Source organism: Halomonas binhaiensis (assembly GCF_008329985.2).
Classification (GTDB): Bacteria; Pseudomonadota; Gammaproteobacteria; order Pseudomonadales; family Halomonadaceae; genus Halomonas; species Halomonas binhaiensis.
In genome coordinates this window covers 4,790,068-4,810,379 of sequence record NZ_CP038437.2, presented here as the reverse complement: position 1 = coordinate 4,810,379, position 20,312 = coordinate 4,790,068, and the positions used below count along the sequence as shown (strand labels likewise).

Annotated in this window: 11 protein-coding genes; 2 read left to right on the top strand and 9 right to left on the bottom strand. The window is 54.1% G+C overall.

Features of this window, described 5'->3' with window-relative positions; genetic code table 11:
* Positions 1-53 precede the first annotated feature (53 nt).
* Positions 54-821: an exodeoxyribonuclease III gene (locus E4T21_RS20965; RefSeq protein WP_149286880.1), complete on the top strand. Its 768-nt coding sequence runs from the start codon at positions 54-56 to the stop codon at positions 819-821.
* Positions 822-931: 110 nt separating this feature from the next.
* Here E4T21_RS20965 and rph read toward each other — a convergent pair whose 3' ends face one another.
* Positions 932-1,672 carry a ribonuclease PH gene (gene rph, locus E4T21_RS20960; protein WP_149286879.1) on the bottom strand — a complete coding sequence of 247 codons (741 nt, stop codon included), beginning with the start codon at positions 1,670-1,672 and terminating at the stop codon, positions 932-934.
* Positions 1,673-1,850: 178 nt separating this feature from the next.
* On the opposite strand from rph, the gene E4T21_RS20955 reads away from it, so the two are divergent.
* The gene (locus E4T21_RS20955; protein ID WP_187775054.1) at positions 1,851-2,714 is read left to right on the top strand and encodes a YicC/YloC family endoribonuclease; all 864 of its coding nucleotides are present in this window, start codon (positions 1,851-1,853) and stop codon (positions 2,712-2,714) included.
* Positions 2,715-2,748: 34 nt separating this feature from the next.
* Here E4T21_RS20955 and E4T21_RS20950 read toward each other — a convergent pair whose 3' ends face one another.
* The 8 genes from E4T21_RS20950 to E4T21_RS20915 all read right to left on the bottom strand — a co-directional run bounded on the left by E4T21_RS20950 (position 2,749) and on the right by E4T21_RS20915 (position 20,246).
* Positions 2,749-3,036: a helix-turn-helix domain-containing protein gene (locus E4T21_RS20950; RefSeq protein ID WP_149286877.1), complete on the bottom strand. Its 288-nt coding sequence runs from the start codon at positions 3,034-3,036 to the stop codon at positions 2,749-2,751.
* Positions 3,037-3,703: 667 nt separating this feature from the next.
* A complete protein-coding gene (locus E4T21_RS20945; protein ID WP_187775053.1) occupies positions 3,704-8,884 on the bottom strand; it encodes a DUF3320 domain-containing protein in 5,181 nt (1,726 codons plus the stop codon).
* 1,200 nt (positions 8,885-10,084) lie between these two features.
* A complete protein-coding gene (locus E4T21_RS20940; RefSeq protein ID WP_149286875.1) occupies positions 10,085-10,972 on the bottom strand; it encodes a DUF3800 domain-containing protein in 888 nt (295 codons plus the stop codon).
* Positions 10,969-12,417, bottom strand: a complete 1,449-nt coding sequence (locus E4T21_RS20935; protein WP_149286874.1) for a restriction endonuclease subunit S — start codon at positions 12,415-12,417, stop codon at positions 10,969-10,971. The genes E4T21_RS20940 and E4T21_RS20935 overlap by 4 nt, the downstream gene beginning before the upstream one ends.
* Positions 12,414-14,045 carry a class I SAM-dependent DNA methyltransferase gene (locus E4T21_RS20930; protein ID WP_149286873.1) on the bottom strand — a complete coding sequence of 544 codons (1,632 nt, stop codon included), beginning with the start codon at positions 14,043-14,045 and terminating at the stop codon, positions 12,414-12,416. Before E4T21_RS20930 ends, E4T21_RS20935 begins: the two co-directional genes overlap by 4 nt.
* Positions 14,046-14,338: 293 nt before the next feature.
* Positions 14,339-17,845: a type I restriction-modification system endonuclease gene (hsdR, locus tag E4T21_RS20925; protein ID WP_240349238.1), complete on the bottom strand. Its 3,507-nt coding sequence runs from the start codon at positions 17,843-17,845 to the stop codon at positions 14,339-14,341.
* Positions 17,846-18,165: 320 nt separating this feature from the next.
* Positions 18,166-19,680, bottom strand: a complete 1,515-nt coding sequence (locus E4T21_RS20920; protein ID WP_149286871.1) for a tripartite tricarboxylate transporter permease — start codon at positions 19,678-19,680, stop codon at positions 18,166-18,168.
* Positions 19,681-19,739: 59 nt separating this feature from the next.
* The gene (locus E4T21_RS20915; RefSeq protein ID WP_149286870.1) at positions 19,740-20,246 is read right to left on the bottom strand and encodes a tripartite tricarboxylate transporter TctB family protein; all 507 of its coding nucleotides are present in this window, start codon (positions 20,244-20,246) and stop codon (positions 19,740-19,742) included.
* Between the last annotated feature and the right edge of the window lie 66 nt (positions 20,247-20,312).

Below are 20,312 nucleotides of genomic sequence, written 5' to 3'. Positions count from 1 at the left end.
CCAAACGTCGAAACGTCAGGTATCATACACGCGCGACGCAAAAGGGACCATGTATGAAAATCGCCAGTATCAATGTCAACGGCATACGTGAGGCCGTCGGTCGAGGCTTCCTCGATTGGCTTGCCAATCAGGACGCCGACGTCGTCTGTGTACAGAACCTCAAAGCCAAAAGCTTCGAACTAGACGACAGTATCCTCTATCCAGAAGGCTACGAGGGCTATTTCCTCGATGCCGAAGAGGATGGTTTCTCCGGCGTAGGACTTTACTGCCGCAAGATTCCCAAGGCCATCATGTACGGCCTGGGCTTCCCGCAGTGCGACCATGAAGGCCGCTTTCTGCAGGCAGACTACGACCGTTTCAGCATCGCCAGTTTCCTGATGCCCGACGGTAGCGACCCCGCTGCCAAGCAGGCTTTCATGGCGCAGTATCAGGAATATCTGGCCAAGATGGCGCGCAAGCGCCGCGAATACATCATTTGCGGCACCTGGCACATCGCCCATAAGACACTGGATCTGGCCAATTGGTCCGATAACCAGACGACGCCCGGCTTCAAGCCGGAAGAACGTGCCTGGATGGATCAGGTCTTCGGCCCCACCGGCTTCATCGATACCTTCCGCGAGATCAACCGCGATGGCGATGAGTACACCTGGTGGCCGAAACTGGATCAGGACGAGCCGCGCTCCCGTCAGGAAGGTTGGCGCCTGGATTACCAGGTAGTCGGTCCGAACTTCCGCCGTCACGTGAAGGATGCCTGGATCGACTACGATGCCACCTTCTCCGAGTTCGCGCCTCTCATCATCGAGTACGACCTGCCACTGTAATCCCGTTCGCGTCGCCGTCTGGCCCGGATACGGGCCGGATAACTCAACGCCGGCCCGAGGGCCGGCGTTGTCGTTTCCAGGGAGACGCAGAGGCTAGTGGGAGGCGCAGCTCAGCCACGAACCCCCAAGGCTTCGCGCTGATGCTCGAACAGCTCGGCACCCGCTTTCTCGGCCAGGTCGAGCATGGCGTTGAGCTGTGACCGGGTAAAGGTACCTGCTTCAGCCGTTCCTTGTACCTCTATCAACTCACCACTTTCAGCAATCACGACATTCATGTCGGTATCGGCCTTGGAGTCTTCCGGATAATCCAGGTCGACGACGGGTTGTCCCTTGTACAACCCAACCGATACGGAGCTGACCAGCTGCTTGAATGGATCGCTCTTGATCAGTTTCTTGCGCTGAAGATGGCGAATGGCGTCAACCAGCGCGACACAGCCCCCGGTGATAGAAGCCGTGCGTGTACCACCATCCGCCTGGATCACGTCGCAATCCAGGGTGATGGTGAACTCGCCGAGCTTTTTCAGATCCACCGCCGCGCGCAGCGAGCGACCGATCAGGCGCTGAATCTCCAGTGTCCGTCCACCTTGCTGGCCCCGCGCCGCCTCGCGCCCACTACGGGAATGAGTTGCTCGCGGCAGCATGCCATATTCTGCCGTCACCCAGCCTTGGTGCTTGCCACGCAGCCAGCGCGGTACACCCGCCTCGACAGAGGCATTGCACAGCACTTTGGTATCACCGAACTCCACCAGTACCGAACCTTCAGCATGGCGAGTGTAGTCACGGGTGAGTTGGATTTCGCGGGTCTGGTCGAAAGCGCGTCCGCTGGGACGGCGAATGTCCGATGAAGACATGACACCTCACTTGGCGCCCACCACCGAACACAGGAAGATAAGTCCATGAGGTGGCAGGCAGGAAAATTGGCAATGGGCCGCCATTCTACCGCAATCATTCCCCGGGTAGGCCAGCCAATCAGGTAAACTGGCCCGAGCGCTCATCTATCAGACCCATCTATTCATTCAGGAGCCCGCCATGGTTCACAGCATGACCGCCTTCTCACGCCAGGAACATGAAGCCGACTGGGGCAGCCTGCAGCTGGAGTTGCGCAGTGTGAACCAACGCTACCTGGAACCACACTTTCGCTTGCCGGAAAGTCTGCGCGACCTGGAACCTGCATTTCGCGAGGCACTACGCAACCGCATCGCCCGCGGCAAGCTGGAATGCAACCTGCGCTTCGAACCTAGTGAGGCCAGTGAAACCCTGACAGTCAATGCAGAGCGGCTCAAGGCCTTGTCCGGAGCCTTGAAGGAAGTGCGAACAGCACTCCCCGAAGCGCCCATGCCCAATGCCCTCGCCCTGCTTGACCACCCAGGCGTGCTGCAAAGCTCCGGACTGGATATGGACGCCATCAAGCAGGCCGCTACCGACCTGTTCAAGCAGTCCCTCAATGACCTGATCGAAGGTCGTCAGCGCGAAGGCCAGAGGCTCAAGGAACTGATCGAGGAACGCTTGTCCGCGATCAGCGAAGTCGTTGCCGAAGTACGCGCCCGTATGCCCGAAATCCTCGAGCGCCAGCGCAAACAACTGGAAGAGAAGCTCGAAGTATTAAGTGTCGAACTCGACCCCCAGCGCCTCGAAGCAGAAGTGGTATTGATGGCGCAAAAGGCCGATGTGGCCGAGGAGCTCGACCGCCTCGATACTCACGTTGCCGAAGTCGCTCGCCAGCTCAAGCAGAAAGGCCCCGTCGGCCGTCGCCTCGACTTCCTGATGCAGGAACTCAACCGCGAAGCCAACACCCTGTCATCCAAATCCGTGGTCGCCGACACCACCCGCTGCGCCGTCGAGCTCAAGGTGTTGATCGAACAGATGCGCGAGCAGATTCAGAATATTGAGTAATCGTTCCTGGTTCAGGCCTGTGATTGAGAAAGGCTCATCGGGACAGCACCTCGTCTATGGAGGTGGGCATGCGCTCAGTCGGCGACTCCGGCTCGGTCAGTCCCTGCAACCTGACCAGATCATCCAGGTTCTGCCACAACAGCAGAAACTGCCTGAGTAAAACCTGCTCAGTCGTCTCGAATTTCTTGATGGTCGACTCAAGTACCGCACTGCGCTCGGCCAGCGCAGTGCGAGAAAGCTTGGCCGCCTTGCGGCAGGCTCTGAGATAGTCGACCAGGTCCTGTTGAACCTCAGCGGCGGAATGCAGGGAATATCGGGCCATATGCCAAGCGACATAGACACAGTTGTGTCTAAAAAACGCATGAAACAACATGCTTAGACATTATTGTGTCTAAATACTACTTGACCGAATCGATAGGACAACTGATATAAGCGCACCTCACAGCTCCATAAACCTCATGGCTCCATGAAACAGTCACCCTGGAAGAGGGCACCTCAAAGCCACGAGTGCCGAATTGCGGAAGGTGGTGAAAAAGATGAACAATCTATCGATAGGTTATGCCTAGACATTAAGCATACGTTCATTGACATGAGGCAATGTTTTTTCCCATCCAACTAAAATACTATCCTCGATCACTACTGCACAGATCCGAGAACCCTGCTTCCTGAAGACATTGAAGAACTAACAAAATTCTTCAAATTACTTGAGACGCCCATGGACACGGAACACCTGGAATATTTGCTAAGCACTCTAATAAATGTGAACGAAAACATTCTGGAATCGCTGAACGATATAAAGTACGACATCAACACAATAAAAGAAGAATTAAACTGGGTGGGAGACCACTTTTATGCAAAAAAAGTCTGCGATTCCTTGCATCAAATAGAGCTAAACCTTATCGACATCTCCGTCTCAACTGAATAAAACCCTATTTACCAGAAAAACTCCCTCACTAGCTTTCCAGTGCGGGAGTTTTTTTACGCCTAATTTAGATATCCTCGAAATCTGCCGTCAGTGTTCGAATTTCTGAACGTAGCTGAGCCGTCAACCTTCCAGCCCCTATTCTCTTGGCCACCTCTCTCTCAAGAGCATCGCTTTCTTCAGGCCCAATATCACTCAATACGTCACTGATCAGCCCGAGTTTTTCAGGGTGGGGAATATCTCTCCACTCTCTAATATCTTGACCAACCTTCGACCCCCGAAACTCTATCATCCTCAGAGGAGTCACACCTTCAGGCCAGAAAACTGTCTCCTCGTCTGGGGTCTCCTGATTCGCCCTGAGCTTATCGATTGCATTCCAAATTGTCTGTCGAATCTGACGACCGGTTCGTTGGAAGCCATGTGCCCTAGCAATACGTTCACTGAGCCTCTTGAAAGTGATAGGACCTTCGTGATCAATCATTGCAAAGGCCATTTCCTGTAGTACTGGCTGGTAGTCAGCGTCATGAAAACGCTCAGGATCCAGAGCTAGGCTCGAGCTACTTTCATGACGATCGCCCAGATCGTCCAAAACACCAGTAGAGGCAAGCCCAGCTACTCGCTGATACTCCGGCTCCAACTCTTCAGCAGTCAGCTCATCCCCCATTCCTTCACTCCCATCAAGCTTCTCAGAGGTCTCTGCCTCTTCCTCCGCCCGGTCAACCGCTATCAAACCTTCCTCGCCAGAAGAGCACGATGTGTCGTCTATCTGTTCGATTTCCTCGGAAGCCGCTCGATCTGCTTCCAGAATATCGTTGAGTTTTGCATTCAGAATGGCGCAAGCACCTTCCGGATCTTGGAAAAAGTCAGTTGACCATACCCTGAGAAGCCTCCACCCCAGATTTTCCAGAATAATATGGCGTACCCGATCACGGTCTCTTGCTGCTGGAGAACTATGGTAGCTGGCACCATCACATTCGATACCTGCAAGGAATTTCCCTGGGAAGTCTGGGTGAACGACCCCAAGATCAACTTTGAATTTTGATACGCCGATCTGAGTACGCACTGACCAGCCAAAGCTGCGCAGTCGCTCGGCTACAGCCATTTCAAAGTCGGAGTCATAGGCATGATCTCCACCCATGGAGTGGATGGCTTCGCCAAGTGCAACCGGACCACGTGCAGCAAAGTCTATATAATTCTTCAGGTCCTTGACCGCTTCGGAAGACGTTCTGGTGAGGTCTATCATCGCTGCATCGAAGCTGGCAAAGACAACGACTTCTGTCGTCGCTCGGGTGATCGCTACGTTCAGCCGGCGCTCCCCTCCCTGCCGATTAAGAGGGCCAAAGTTCATCGACATGGTGCGAGTACCTGGCTCCGTAGGCCCATAACCTACTGACAGCAGAATCACATCGCGCTGGTCGCCCTGTACCGTTTCTAGATTCTTTACGAAAACAGGTTCTTCGCTTCCCTCGTTAAAGAATGGCTCAAGTTCCGGATCTGATCGCCTTTCCTGATCCAGAAGATCTTCTATCAAGCGTTGCTGTTCAGAGTTCAGCGTTACCACTCCGATAGAGTGATGACGGGTTACCGGATTACGCAGGCGATCAACCACTTCCTTGACGACAGCACGTGCCTCAATCTCATTGGTTCGAGATTTTCCTTTGGCATATACCCCATCGATACGCCGGAACGACACTGCACTCTCAGTCGTATCCGCAGAAGGATAAGTCACCAACTGACTACCATAGTAGGCATGATTCGAGAAGCTGATTAGACTTTCATGCCGGCTGCGATAGTGCCCAGTAAGCCTGTGGTGCGGCACCCTTGCCGCAAGCGCCTCATCAAGTATGCTCTCCAGGTCACGCACTTCCTCGTTGTCACTATCCTCGGCACCTCGCGAGAAGAAGTTTGTCGGGGGCATCTGCCTAGGGTCACCGACCACGATACTGCGCCGGCCACGAGCGATTGCCCCAACGGCATCGGGAACGGTTATCTGACTCGCTTCATCGAATACGACAAGATCAAACACCTTGTCTGTTGGAAGGAACTGAGCAACAGACAGAGGAGACATCATCAGGCAGGGCGTCAGTGTTGTCAGAGAGTCACCCATCTCGGTCATGAGTTGACGGACAGGCTTGTGTCTAGCTTTCTTCTGCAGCTCACGGGACAACACGCCATAACCAGCATCCGCTGTCCCAGATTCCCGATGGGGAATACCACTCGATAGCCTTGCGCGTATATACGACGAGGTTAGCTCTGCAACTTCCTTATCCAATTCACGGAAGGTCCGAATCAGATCGTCATGACGAACTGCCGAAAAGCGAGTCAGGGCGGGGCGCGAGTCGATTAGTATCGGAGCAACCCAGCATGCATAGGCAGTACGCAGTGCCTCAACAGTACAATCAGCACTTATGCTTCCTTGTTCAAGAGCTTCAATCATTGAGGCCAAGCCATGCTGACGGGCCTCGCGACAGACAGCGACCCACTGGCACCAGCTATTCAAGCGACGCTCACGTTCACCAATCAGTGAACATTGACGTTCCAGATCAGCCAATTGAGTGACGGTACTCGCCTCATCGCTTCCTGCCAGGCTGCAATAGCCTTTTCGATCAGCATCGAACCTCACATAGGCTTTCACGAACTCTTCCGCTGCAGTGGCCACTGGCATGCCTGGTGCTAAAGTATCGCGGCCATCCGACAGAATACGAGCGATACGTGTGCGAAGCTCGACATAGTCATGACCGAAGCCAGCCAGTCGCGCGACCACTTTACAAAGCCGGTGTCCAGTGCCGATAGCATGGACCAGACGATCAGGCTCGGTCTGCAGCCCCTGCCAGGGAGTACCACCTGGCAGGAGCCCAGACAATCGATCCATCTCGCCTTGAAGATCCGATAGTGACTGCAGGGCGGCGATGTCCCGGGTGGGGTTAACACCACCTCCAGCGGATAACCCCAATTGAACTACCATTTCCTTACGCAATGCACGAACCGCAAGTGTACTGAACGGCCAGATCTTCCCTTTTGCCGCCTCTAGCTGGGCTGACCAGCTCTCATATGGTTGGCCAGCGATGCGTTCGTCTACATAGCCAACAGCAACCTGTTCACGCTGACTCCTGAACTTGCCTAGCAGATTGTCAAGGCTCTCAAGTGTCTGTAGAGCTTCCCGACCATCCGCAGATAATACGAAACCAAGGTTCTGGTCAGCACAATCGGGAACAAGGGCTGCTACATCAGCAAGAGCGGCATATTCATCTGGATCATCTCTCGTTGCTTCCACTCCAAAACGTCGGGCAAACAGTTCGTAGCAGGTTCTTAAATCTTCGGATGCGGCTTTCAGTCCCGCTGCCGCCGCAATCAACTCTCCCACCCAAGCAAATGACCACTGGGTGTGCGTGATTCCACCAAAAGCCTCAATATCTTCAGGAGTCAGAACTTCATACTGCTGCCCCAGACGCTTGGAGATATCTTCCAGCCTGGAAAACTCCGGTGGACTGGCGGCATAACCAACTCCCTGCGCATCACGCTCCCAGTTCAGGCGTAAACGATGGACATCACCATAGCGCACGGCACGTCCGATCGCTGCTCGAGGGCTGATACCTGCGGGACCAGGCTCATGAAGGCTAGTAACAAGCCCATTCAGTTCACTACGAATAGCACCCAGCTGCTCCGCTTTCTGTTTCCACTCTTCGCTTGATAAAGCATCACGATTTTCCCAGGCAGCTCCCAACTGGTCGAGAACGGCTCGCTTGTTGGCCTTGGCTGAATGGAGTTCGAGACAGAAGTCCCCCAGACCACAGGCACTCAAACGTCGATAAACAACATCAAGAGCAGCCATCTTCTCGGAGACAAACAGTACACGGCGCCCTTGACCAAGGTTATGAGCAATGATGTTGGCGATAGTTTCCGACTTGCCGGTGCCTGGGGGGCCTTCCAGCACAAAATCGCCATTACCGCCAGAAGCGTGAATCGCAACAATCTGGCTTGCATCAGCATTGAGAGGAGCCAGGACCTCAGCCGGGTCTACTCTCTGATCGATATCTCGTGGCGAGATGAATGCTGCTCCATGCTCATAAGGCTCACGAGGATGATCAATAACATGCTTTACAAAAGGAGCATTCTTGAGCGACTGCGTTCGCTCGGATAAGTCTTTCCACATCAAGTATTTGGCGAAGCTGAAGGTAGACAGAACAACTTCTTCCACAACCTCGAAGCCAGGTACATCCCTTACCTTCGCACGAACGATATCCCAAATCCTGCGGACATCGACGCCACTGTCATCAGCCACCAACTCGCCCTGCAGGCCGGGAATATCAATCTGAAAGTCCTGATGCAGCATTTGCAACAAGGTGAGATTGAAAACCGTGTCATCCTCATGGCGGGTCAGGTAGGGGCGCGATGCCGCACTGGCCCGCTCAATCTTCACCGGCATGAGAATTAGAGGTGCTCGATACTTGTTGCGGCTATCGTCCTTGGGCGCCCACCTCAGCATCCCCAAGGCAAGAAACAGAGTGTTCGATCCACCTTCCGCAAAATCAGCTTTTGCCTTGCGATACAGCTCGATGGATCCCTTCTCCAAACTCCTTACATCGACATTGGCGACGATCTCATTTCTGGAGAGCGCTTCCGCAGCAAACTTTTCAGCAAAATCTTCACCGGTACGAAGATGGTAAAGCTCTCTATCGACCTGACCGTCTGATGCCGTTTTTTCCGGTGGCGTAATAATCTTGATCTTCTTTCCTTCAGCAAGCTTGTCTTCCAGCTGATCAGGGGTAGGGCAGAAAATCGGGATCGCCGTATTGGACGCTTTCAGATTCAATAGGCGATTTCTTTTCGACAGGTCCAGGAGGCTTCGCTTCCAGCGCTCAAGACGTTCCTCTGGTGAAACCTCTGCAGATACTTCTTCCTCTAGCTGCGGCTCCTCAAAGGGCGGTAAATCCGGAGCCTCATCCAGGGGGGGAGCCCCTCCTACGGTGTCGTCCTTTTCCGCAACTGCCACCGTAGGCGCAACGCTCGAAGACAGCGGTTGAATATCTCTACTACGAGCCTGGCGAATATCGATCGCATAGATGAACCGGCTCTCATTTTCTTCCGCAACCTGGCGGCGCCCTTCACTCACCGCTCGTGAAAAGGGAAGCGCGTGACCAGTAGTCGCCATCGTGGTTTCGAACAACACCAGTTCCTGCTGGGCAATGGCTTTCCTGATCTCCATGGGGTCATCAACCGTCAACGACGGCAGGCTCTGTGGTTGCAACCAGGCCCCTGTCAGCGCATGGCCTTCGGTAAAGACGATAATGGGATAGAGGCCAGCCTGCTCAATTGCAGCAGCAAACAGTAACGCCGTATCAAGACAAGTCGCTAGCCCATGCTCCTCTATCATCGATGGGAAGCGGATCTTCTGTCCGCTACGGCCAAAACTGGCCGGGGGCTCAGCATAAGTCAGGTTCCGACAGGAAACGGCCGCCCATATCCCTGAGACGATTTCCCAGCTCCGCTTACGCGACTTCGACTGGTATCCTTCCAGCGAACCTTGCTTTCCAGAACTCTCGAGAATCCTTGAAGATTCCTTGAGCAGCCTCTGCACAGCACTATCGTTGGGCATCACAAAGGCTGCCAACAACTCCGGCATATACTGTGAACCGCCCCACTCATTACGTGCCAGAGCAACGATACGATGATGGTACGTAGCCATAACCTGATCAGCCTGACGCAGCTCCAGCGTTACCTCTCCTCGGCTACGCTCGTTAAGGCTATCGAGAAGGCCTCCAGCAATCGTGACGCGGCGATCGCGCAGATGTAGCTCCGATTCGGGGGCAATACGGTCGATGGTCCAGGTGCGTTCGCCGAGAAGATGAGGTTCACAGGAGAGATGCAGCGTCAGCTCTTCCAGTGGATAGTCAAAGGGGTTGGATATCACCAGATCAGCGATGACCGGCACATCACACTGATAGGATGCGAAGGTCACACGTTGTGCAATCTGTGCGCGAATCTCACACACCAATTCAACCGCTTCGCTATCCTCTACTTCAACACTAGGGCCGGAAGCCTGCTGTTCAGCGTTGTCATCGAAATCGCTCATTTCGAAGCTCTCCTCTCCTGCGTCAGGTCTTCGAATGGCACTGGTGAAGGTAGACCTTCTCAGCATCTCAATTCTCGACCCGCTTATATAGTTATCTCACATGCTCCATGAGCATTACCCTACTTCATGGCGCCGTTCCCTGCTTTAACCTCTTGGCTCACATTAGTGAGAACCGGTCTGATAATGTGGCGTCTGAAAACCTACTATTACCCTGATAGAACAAGCTGGTACGGATTTCGGTCAGCTTAGCGACACGTCACCAGCACCTCTATATCAACCCAAACAAGAGGCCACTTGACGACCCCGCCAGAGTGACGTATGGTTTCCATCAAGTGGATTGGGGGTTCCCGGTCGGCGCTATAGTCTCGGTGAGTTTCATCGGGGCTTTTCGCTTTTCTGGGCAGGGTAAATTTTCATGCCCACACCTTCATACCCTTCTCCCACCTTATCGCGTCCGCCATTACAGTAGAATTTTTGCTTTAACACTTCAAAAGCACGATTTTCCTGATCCGACCGGATGGTTCTCAAGCCTATTGGTCGAGCTACCAAGTCTGCCAACTGCAGCCCTGAAGACATAACCTTCTTGTCGGAGAATAGAACTTCAAAGGGCATGTCTACCCCCAATCGATTATTTCCATCACAAATTCTCCGGAACTCCAGTTCCAGCTCCTTATCTTCCTTTGCTCCTCGACATTCAACGACAACATGCGTTTTCTTCCTATGCTGTTCTTTTTCAGTCAAAAATTCATAAATTGTTTCCATGCAGAATCGTAACGCAGTGTGATATGGATTCGATTCTGCATCATGCTGCCCACTGATATTTCGCTTGTCTATTGTGCAACTGATCAATATAAAGTTGCTATGGTCGATAATTCTTGTCAGGCCATTCAGAAATTCATGCTTTTCCTCGCGACTCCTGAAAATATTGAAAGCCCCCTTTTCCTTGCGAATCTCATTTTCATGCAGCACTACTTGGTCATGACCAAAATGATTAAACTTGAATTTCTCAAGGGCAGGAACAATCGCTTCACTATAGTGGCGCTTATGAAAAACACAGAAAGCCAGCACAAAGACGGGATAGCTTTCATCAATACTGGTCAGACTGTGATCGCCACTCTCATCAACATAGACAATATACTTGCTGAATGGAGATTCTTCGGTCTGCTGGTGATCATCAGCATCTTCCACTATGCGCGTATTCGCTTCGTGGAACTCAAACAGCGGCAGCTGGCCACTATCCTTGTCTTTTTTTTCTGCACTCATATCGCTGACTTACGCCCCCGCTTTTTTGGCGCCTGGGCCGCACGCTCGGCCTTGATCCTTTCCAGCAGCGCCTCGGCACTGTTCTCCCCACTGATCAGCTCAGGGTTTTCCTCCCGCCATTGTGCAGTCAGCTCTCCACGGAAGGCCTTGGCAAGGATCGATTGGGTCAGATGATTGACCCGCTCCAAGGCAGCATTGACCTGCTTTTCGATGGTGTCGGCATAGGCGAAGAGTTGGTCGACGCGGCGGACGATTTCGGTTTGTTCTTCTAACGAAGGAAAAGCTAGGATCACATCTTTAATATTCTGCAAATTTAAACCTGGCTTACCACCTCCATAAGCCATATCAGTCAACTGCTTTCTTCCAGCATTTAAGGCTTTTAGTGCTATTTCTACGAATAGAGACTGCTCAGTTTCTTTGAGACGGATTAATGCCACATGTTGACTTATATATGCTTCTCCTAGATCCTCAACAACTCTCGCACACTTCGTTACATTAGCGCCTGTAATTGTCAATAAAATATCGTCTATTTCCAGTCTAGTCCTTCTCCCCTCGATAGAATCTGGAAGGGAAACATATGCCGCACTTTCAATCTCTATCTTATCAGTATTAATATCTTGAGACCGAACAAACAAAGCTCCTGAAACTGAATAGTATTTCGCCCAACCTCGCGACCCACTCGTCACATACTCTACTTTATCTCCCAAGTTACTCACTTCCCAAGTTTGAGGAGCACAATGAATACCGAAAATTGACGAATATTGAGAATCTCCCCGCCACTCCTCAGTCAACTTCCCACTCACCGCTGCAGCCAGCACGGACTGGCGGAAACGCTTGAGAATCTGTGGGATACGCTCAAGCCGGGCCTTGGTGGCTTCCACCTGGCCCAGTAGAGTATCGAGCTTTTCGACGATGATTTTTTGTTCTGAGAGCGTAGCAACAGGAACATCTACCTGAGAGAAATCTTTAAATTTCAGGTTGCGTAAATTGTTGCTCCCCCCCTGATAGTTAACAATCTCTCCTGACAAATAAAAAACATCGAGAAAGTATTTTATGAACCTTGGGTCCATATATTCAGAAGGACGCATTAACCTTAAAAAATTCGTACCAACCACTTTCTCAGAAAATTGATCAATAACAGATTGCGATATTAGCACCGTTCGACCAACAGGTTGCTCTGGCCCTCCCCCTGATATTTCTAGAAGAATATCACCGGGAACCAATGACCTTTTTTCAAGGCTTGATATTTTTACCTTACGTTGGACTGCTGTCTTCCCATTATCAGAAAGCCAGTTTTTGAACTCAGACCCTCTAATACATGCTACCAATTCATAACCAGACTCGTCGCACTCAGGACTTTTTCCCCAATCACCACCGATTATATGGCTAAAAAGGTCTTCTAAACGACTGGAGTGCCACAAATCAGGGCTTTTGAATAAGCTCACTCTACTACCTCACCCGTAACATTCTTAATCACCGCAAGCAACGCATCCGCCTCTTCCCCGGCCCCCAATTCGCGCATCAAACCATCCAGCTCGCCCAAGGCCTGGACCAGTTCACTCATGGCTTCTCCTGCTGATACGCTGGGTTCGGGCAGGTTGGCGACATCGACACTGTCCTTGTCCTTGAGCCAGGTGATATCCAGCGAGTCACCCTTGTGCTCGCGAATCCACTCGCGGGAGAAGCAGCGCCAGCGGCTATGGGCCAGGCGTTCATCGATGCCCTGGTTCTCGTCGGCATTGGCGGCTTCAGGGGCCAGCTCGATCTCCTGGGCGCCAAAGCTCCATTCGCCTTCCTGGCGTGGGCTCTGGCCGTTGGGGTCATCGCCATAGACCTTCTCGAAGGGTTTGAGATGCTGATCACCAAAGGGCGTGCGTTTGCCGAAGCTGGGCATATTGGTTCGCAAATCGTAGACCCAGACATTCTCGGTGCAGTGTTCCTGCTGGTGTTTGTCGCTGGCACTGCCTTTGGTGAAGAACAGCACATTGGTCTTGACGCCTTGGGCGTAGAAGATGCCAGTGGGCAAACGCAGGATGGTATGCAGGTTGCACTTGTCCATCAGGTCGCGGCGAATATCAGTGCCCACGCCGGCCTCGAACAACACGTTATCGGGCAATACCACCGCGGCACGGCCACCGGGCTTGAGGCCACGATAAATATGCTGCAGAAAGGCCAATTGCTTGTTGCTGGTCTTGAAGGTCAGGTCATCGCGGGTAATGCTGGCATCGCCACCCTTGGCGGTGCCAAACGGCGGGTTGGCGAGCATCACATCGGCGCTTCGGCCCAAGTCCACACCGGCCTGCCCCAGGGCATTGCCCAAATGCACCACACCTTCGTCGTCGCCTTCCATACCATGCAGCAGACAGTTCATCAGCGCCAGGCGGCGGGTGCCGGGCACCAGTTCGATACCAACGAAAGCCTTGTTCTTCTGGAAGGCCTGCTGCTGGGCGGTGAGTTCGAACAACTCATCGGTGTGCGCCTTGATATAGGCATCAGCAGCGATAAGAAAGCCCGCGGTACCTGCCGCGGGGTCCTGAATCACTTCACCGGGTTGCGGCTTGAGACAACGCACCATGGCGTTGATCAGCGGGCGCGGGGTGAAGTACTGGCCCGCGCCGGACTTGGTTTCGCTGGCGTTCTTTTCCAGCAGCCCTTCGTACAGGTCGCCAAGACCATCCTTGCTGTCACTGAACCAGTCTTCGATCTCATCGAAACGCTGGATGATCTGTTGCAAGTGGCGCGGCTCGCGCAAGCGGGTCTGGGCGTCGGCATAGATAGCGCTGATCAACGGGTCGGTATGCACCAGGTGCTTGTTCTCATCACGCCCTGTGGACAGGCTGAGCAGGATGCGCTTGTAGTCATCCAGCAGCGTGGTGCCGGACTTGCTGTTGAGATCCGTCCAGCGGCAACCCTCGGGCAAGGGGTGCTTTTGCAAGCTACCGGCCTGTTCATGGGCCATCTTGATGAACAACAACAGCACCAGTTCGGTGACGTAGTCGGAATAGTTGATGCCGTCATCACGCAGCACATCACAAAGGTTCCAGAGTTTCTGGACGATATCGTTGTTGGCCATGCCGTTCCATCTCGATTCAGTAGGTCAATGTAGGCGCTATAGGCATATACGCGGTTGCGCTTGTGTCCGGTGAGTTCGCGGACGATATGCAGCTCACCCCACAATTGCAGCCCCTGCAGGGCGTCAAGCACCTTGCCAATGGTGGCGTGAGTCAGGACGGTTTCACAGTATAAGTTGGCAGTGCTGGCGAAGAGTACCGCGGAGGAAAATGAAATACCGATGCTGCTATTTCATTTTATCAAACAAGTTAAAATAGCCGCTCGGCTTATCTTACTTTCCTCGGGCAAAGCTGCTTAGGCCGACCTGGGTGGCCACAGCGCCTCGCTCAGCTCGTCCAGCACCGTATCCAGTTGGTCACCCAGCATCTTGTCCAGACGCCTGGCCCCACCTTCCATGGCAGGAAGCTTGTCGATGGTCTCTCGGTCGATAATGACTTCATGCACCAACTGGCTAGCCAGGCGATCCAGCCACTTGCGCTGATTGGGTGTCCAGGCGTGCTGCGCATGAATGCGCGCCATGGCATCACGGACACGCTGTTCGAAGGGGATCAGCGGCTCGCCAAGGGCTGCGCGCCGAATATGACCAATGATGCTGGCCGCAATATCCTGGTTGCTCTCGTCACGCACGGCGGACTTCAGGTTGGCTTCCGAGTAACCATGATTATCTAACAGCAGACGCACTTCCTTGAGCTGTTCACGGGTCAGGTCACGCGGGCGGTTGACTACCACCGCCAAGGCAGCAGACTGGTTGAGTTGCTCACGAATGAAGTGGGTAAAACTGTCGAGATAGTCGGCGGGCTTTTCGTGTATCCCATAACTCTGAGTTGTCTCCAGCCACTCATCTTCATGCTCCGAGAGCACAGGCTGGCGGTCGCTGCCCAACATCCATTTCACATCATCCAGATGGACAGTCAGCCCAGCGTGTTGGGCGAGAAAGTCCGCTGCCTGCCGGGGCCCCAGTTGACGAAGATGCTGATGCAGCAACTTGGGTTCAACGCCCCATAATTGCTCCAGTTCATCCAGTTTATGGCGTACCTTGGGATGATGTTCAGCCTTGTTTTCGGCCTTGCGCAATATGCGCATGACCTTCTGGCTCAGTTGATCGAGCACAACATCAGCCTGGCTTTGCCCTGGCTGGTCGCCGGGGCTATCCAGCAGTTGTTGAAGCTGCTCCGGGTCGGTCAGCTCATCGACCAACTGCGGCAAGGTGATATTGGGATCCTTTACCAGCGGCTTCATGGTGTTGACGTTCTGCAACGCCGCATAGATGCCAACTGGGTCATGAATGCGGAATACCGTCTTGCCGATCTCGTCACAACGCCGAGTGGCACGGCCAATCATCTGTTCATAGAGGATGCGTGAACGTACCCGGCGCATGAACACCAGGTGACAGATTTTCGGCACATCGATACCGGTGGTCAGCAGGTCCACGGTAATCGCAATGTTGGGGTAGCGCTCGTTCTTGAAGCAGCGAATCAACTGGTCGACCTTGTCACTCTGGCCAGTGATCTTGGCCACGGCCGCCTGGTGGTAATCACCGTTGTATTCAGCCTTGAAGGCCTCATCCAGCAGGCGCTTGACCATGTCGGCATGCAGATCCGTGGCACAAAAGATCAGGGTCTTCTCGTCACCGAAGGGGTCCAGTTCCTTGACCAACTGTTCGCAGATCACGCGATTGAAGCTCTCGTTGATCACCCGGCGATTGAACTGCTCGACTTCGAAATCCAGCTCATCTTCCAGTTCGGCGGTCTCCACCGTGCCGGTACGCGAATCGATGACATTCACTTCGCTGCCTTTGTCGAAGTGAATGCCGTTGCGTGACAACAGTGTCTCGTAACGCAGTGGCGGTTCATGATCAATCAGCCAGTCTTCCGCCACCGCCTCACGATAGGAATAGACATAGACAGGGTGGCCGAAAATCTCGCTGGTATGCTTGGCGGGCGTTGCTGTCAGCCCGACCTTGACGGCATCGAAGTAGTCGAGCACCTGGCGGTAACTGGATAGATACTGACGGGTATCACGGGTTGCCAGTTCGCCTTCGGTCATTTCCTGGTCCAGGGTATAACCACGGTGGGCTTCATCAACGATGATGCAATCGAAACGGTCCACCGGCGGAGGCTCATCACTCAGCAGAATGCGCTTGACCATAGCCTGTACCGTAGCCACCTGGATACGGGTTTCTGCCTCGGCAGCCATATCGCCAAGCTCTGCCACATTGTAGATTTTTGACAGTGTCAGGCTCTGTTCCAGCGGCGCATCATTGAAAGCATCTATCGCCTGTTGGCCAAGTGCCCGACGGTCGACCAGGAACAGGATACGCTTGAAGCGCTCGGCCTTGAGGAAGCGATACATCAGGCCAATGATGGTCCGCGTCTTGCCGGTGCCGGTGGCCATGGCCAGAAGAGCTGTTCGGGCGCCTTTTGCCACGGCGTTCTCGGCAGCCTGAATCGCTTTGATCTGATAATCACGCAGCTTGAGATAACCGAACGGTTCCAGTTTAAGTTTATGCTCAGCCTGCTGCCTGCTGCGTGTCAGTCGGTCCAGCAAGCCATCCGGGGTGTGAAATGTCGGTAATGCGCGCTTGATATTGCTCGGCTCACGCACATCGCGGAACCATGTCCCGGATTGCTCAGCCAACTGCGGTATATAAGGTCGACCGTTACAGGAGTAAACGAAGGGCACATGGTAGTGGCCGTTGTCCACATCAGGCCAGGCAATGGTGCGTCCGGCCTGCTGCCAGGCTGGCAGCATGGCGGAAGTATTCTTGAAGCCTTGGCTGTAGCGTTCTGCCTGGCTGATTTTTCCGGCCACATTGGTATTGCCTTTCTTGGCTTCCACCACAGCGACAGGAGTCAAGCCAGCGAACAATACGTAATCCGCCTTGTCCCGTCCTGCACAAGGCCATTCCGCGATAGCACGGTTGGCCCCTTTTACAGGGCGAGCCCCTTTGCCATATGCCAGATTCTCGCTATCCGCCTCCCATCCAGCCTCGACCAGCTGTTGGTCGATGAGAATTCGCGTGAGCGACTCATCCAGCTCGACTCGTTCACTGGCCGCCTGAGTGCGACGACTGACCTTGTAACGCTGCGTCGCCAGGGCTTTCTCGCCCTGTTGTGCAATTTGCTGCTGCAACGCCCTGAGCCGTTGTTCGTATTCGTGGCGCTGCTGTTCCAGTGCCTGTTCATGTGCCTGGGCCTGCTGGGCAAGCGCGCGCGCCTCCTTGTCCATTTCCAGTGCCAGGGCTTCGTATTCGGCCTTCTCGCGAGCCTCCAGCTCGGCCAGTTTCTGGCTGGAATCCAACTGCTCATTAGCCTCGACCAATTCAGCCTTGAGCTTTTCGATATCCGCCTGCAGATGTGTCAACTGGGCACTGGGATCGGCAGGTGGCACAAAGGGGCCAGGTTTGAACCTGTCACCATCACGCCCCAATGATTGGTGAAACCAGATGGCCAGGGCTCGGGCGACCTTGAGCCCATCCATCGCGTCGCGGTGCTGGGTTCTGAACTGATGAGTCGCTTTATTGCCCTGAATCCGCAGGGTATGGAACAGCTCTCGAATTACTGGCTCGAAATGTAGCTCGCGATTGAGACGGAACAGCAGGTCCACTTGAGTGGTCTGCTCATCGAACTCGATACCTGCTCGGCTGGCCAGATGCTGGGCCAGGGCCTCACCCAATTGGCGCAGCTTGATCAGCGTGGTATTGGGGTCGCTGGAGAAGACACGCTCTGCCCCCGCTGCCAGCTCGACAAAAAGCTCATCATGCTCGGCCAGGAAGCCGAAGTTGGAGGAGTTTGCTGCCAATTCAACACTCCCTGTCTGCGTAAATATCCAAGCAACCTACTGCTCATCGCGGCAATCACAGGGCTTGGTGTCGTTATCTTATGTTCTATGCCGAAAACAGTAGCGCGACATAACGACACAATTCCAGAATTAAACGCTTATCTTTTGACTAATATGCCTCTCCTCACACTTTCTCCTCCATTGCCGTCTGCTCAAGCATTCATTGGCAGCGTGAATCGACACATGGTGATCACTGAATTATCGCGGTTCTCTCAAGGAGAGACATCTACCACAATGCTCCTGACGAAGCCCCGGTCGTATTGGGAACAACACTGCCGATATCATGCTTCGTTACCAGAAGCAGTTTGAGGATGCCGATTGGCACGATGGTTCTGCCACAGTGTCAGTGCCAGCAGCCCGACGGCGATGACCAGGAAGGTCACACTGATCGGGCGAGTGAAGAACGGGGTCCAGTCCCCTTCGAATGCTTGCAACCCACGTCGCAGGTTGGATTCCGCGATGGGCCCCAGAATCAAGCCAAGGATCACCGGCGCAGTACCGAACTGGTAGCGGTTGAGGAAATAACCGAGGATGCCAAAACCGAGCATCAGATAAAGATTGAAGACATCGCCGTCGACCCCATAGACCCCGATGAAGCAGAACACCAGGATTGCCGCCAGCAACTGCTTGCGCGGCACCATCAGCACACGAATGAACAGCTTGATCCCCAGGCACATGATCAGCAGCATGAAGATATTGGCGACCAGATAGGCCACAAAAATGCCGTAGACGGTGCCGCTCTGATCGTCGAACAGTAGCGGGCCCGGCGTGACACCCTGAATCATCAGGCCACCAAGCAGCACTGCCGTGGCCGCCTCACCAGGAATCCCCAAAGCCAACGTGGGGATCAACGCTCCACCCAATAACGCGTTGTTGGCGCTTTCCACCGACACGATGCCTGGCGCATGGCCGGTACCAAACTTCTCCGGGGACCTGGAAAAACGCCGCGTCTGGTCATAGGCGACCAGTGAAGCGATGCTGCCACCCGCACCAGGTACAGGGCCGACGATAGAGCCCGAAGCCACGCCAGCAACGATCGCCTTCCAGTGGCGCAGTGTCTCGACGAAACGTGGCCGAGCAACATCAATACGGTGACCGCTATCCTGCACCCGCTGGTGTGGATCGTACTCAAACGCATCCTTGAGCACTTGTGCAACCGCGAACAGCCCGATCAACACAGGCAACAGATTGATTCCGGTCAGCAATGACAGCTGACCGAAGGTGAACCGGTCAACACCGGTGATCGGGTCAGTACCGATAGTGGAGACGAAAAAGCCGATAAGGCCGGCAATCAGCCCCTTGAGCAATGACTTGCCTGCCACCGAGGCAATGATCACCAAGCCAAAGATACTGAGAGAGAAGTACTCGGCCGCGCCAAAGCGCAGCGCGAATTCAGCGATCGGCGGTGCCAGAAGGCTCAGTATGATCATGCTCGCGACGCCGCCAAAAAAAGACGCGACGATAGCCAACCCAAGGGCACGCCCGGCCTCACCCTTCTGGGCCATGGGAAAACCATCGAATGTGGTCGCCACGGAAGATGGCGTACCGGGAATGTTGAGCAGAATCGCGGGTATCGAGCCGCTGGCTCCTGCTCCGCACAACGCTCCCAGCATCATGCCAATGCCCATGACCGGAGGCATACCGAAAGTCACCGGCAACAGTAGTGCGACAGCCATGGCCGAGGTCAAGCCAGGCAACGCTCCCATGACGATACCAAGCAGAGTGCCACCAGCAATCGCCAGAAGCGTGCCCAATTGCAGCACCATCTCCAGGCCATCGAGATAACTGGAAATCATGACGTTCTCCTGAGCATGACGCTCTCCTGGAAGTAACTGGCCGTCCGTTGCCCTGCGCTTCAATCAGGCAGCGGTATCTCAAACAGCTCGGTGAAGACATAGAAGACTGCGACCGCCAGAATCACAGCGAATACAGAAGCCATGAGCACGCTCTTGAGCCGCGCCATTGCACTTAGCTGACCCCAGGTACCGCTGACAACCGCCAGTCCGATAATGCAAAAGAAGGTGAATAGCGCAGTGCTCGGGATATAGCCGAATGCTTCAAAAATCAGGATATAGCCGGCGGCGAGGACAATGATGAGCCCCCACTGCGCCACATTCCGCACGCTTCCAGTCTCTTTGCTGGCCGGGGAACCTTCTCCGGCGGCTCGCCACTCGCGAATGTCCTTGATCAGGCAAGGAATGACCAACAGGACAATCAGCCCCGATATCAGCTTGGGAAAGAAGGACGCAGAAAGATCACCGGCGATCTCGACATTCCGCAGCGTTGTGGAAAGCGCGAACGCAGCCGCCGCCGTGACCAGCAGCACGAGATCAAACAGTGGCTTCCCGATATCACGTTGCATATTTCAACACTCCTAGCTTCCCTTTCTCCCAGGCTTCCCCAACTCCCAGGCTTCCCCAACTCCCTT

Bases quoted from the DNA above. Each gene is read 5' to 3' on its own strand.
- E4T21_RS20930 (WP_149286873.1), bottom strand. From the start codon at position 14,045: ATGGCCAACAACGATATCGTCCAGAAACTCTGGAACCTTTGTGATGTG.
- rph (WP_149286879.1), bottom strand. From the start codon at position 1,672: ATGTCTTCATCGGACATTCGCCGTCCCAGCGGACGCGCTTTCGACCAG.
- E4T21_RS20965 (WP_149286880.1), top strand. From the start codon at position 54: ATGAAAATCGCCAGTATCAATGTCAACGGCATACGTGAGGCCGTCGGT.
- E4T21_RS20915 (WP_149286870.1), bottom strand. From the start codon at position 20,246: ATGCAACGTGATATCGGGAAGCCACTGTTTGATCTCGTGCTGCTGGTC.
- E4T21_RS20920 (WP_149286871.1), bottom strand. From the start codon at position 19,680: ATGATTTCCAGTTATCTCGATGGCCTGGAGATGGTGCTGCAATTGGGC.
- E4T21_RS20940 (WP_149286875.1), bottom strand. From the start codon at position 10,972: ATGAGTGCAGAAAAAAAAGACAAGGATAGTGGCCAGCTGCCGCTGTTT.
- E4T21_RS20955 (WP_187775054.1), top strand. From the start codon at position 1,851: ATGGTTCACAGCATGACCGCCTTCTCACGCCAGGAACATGAAGCCGAC.
- E4T21_RS20950 (WP_149286877.1), bottom strand. From the start codon at position 3,036: ATGGCCCGATATTCCCTGCATTCCGCCGCTGAGGTTCAACAGGACCTG.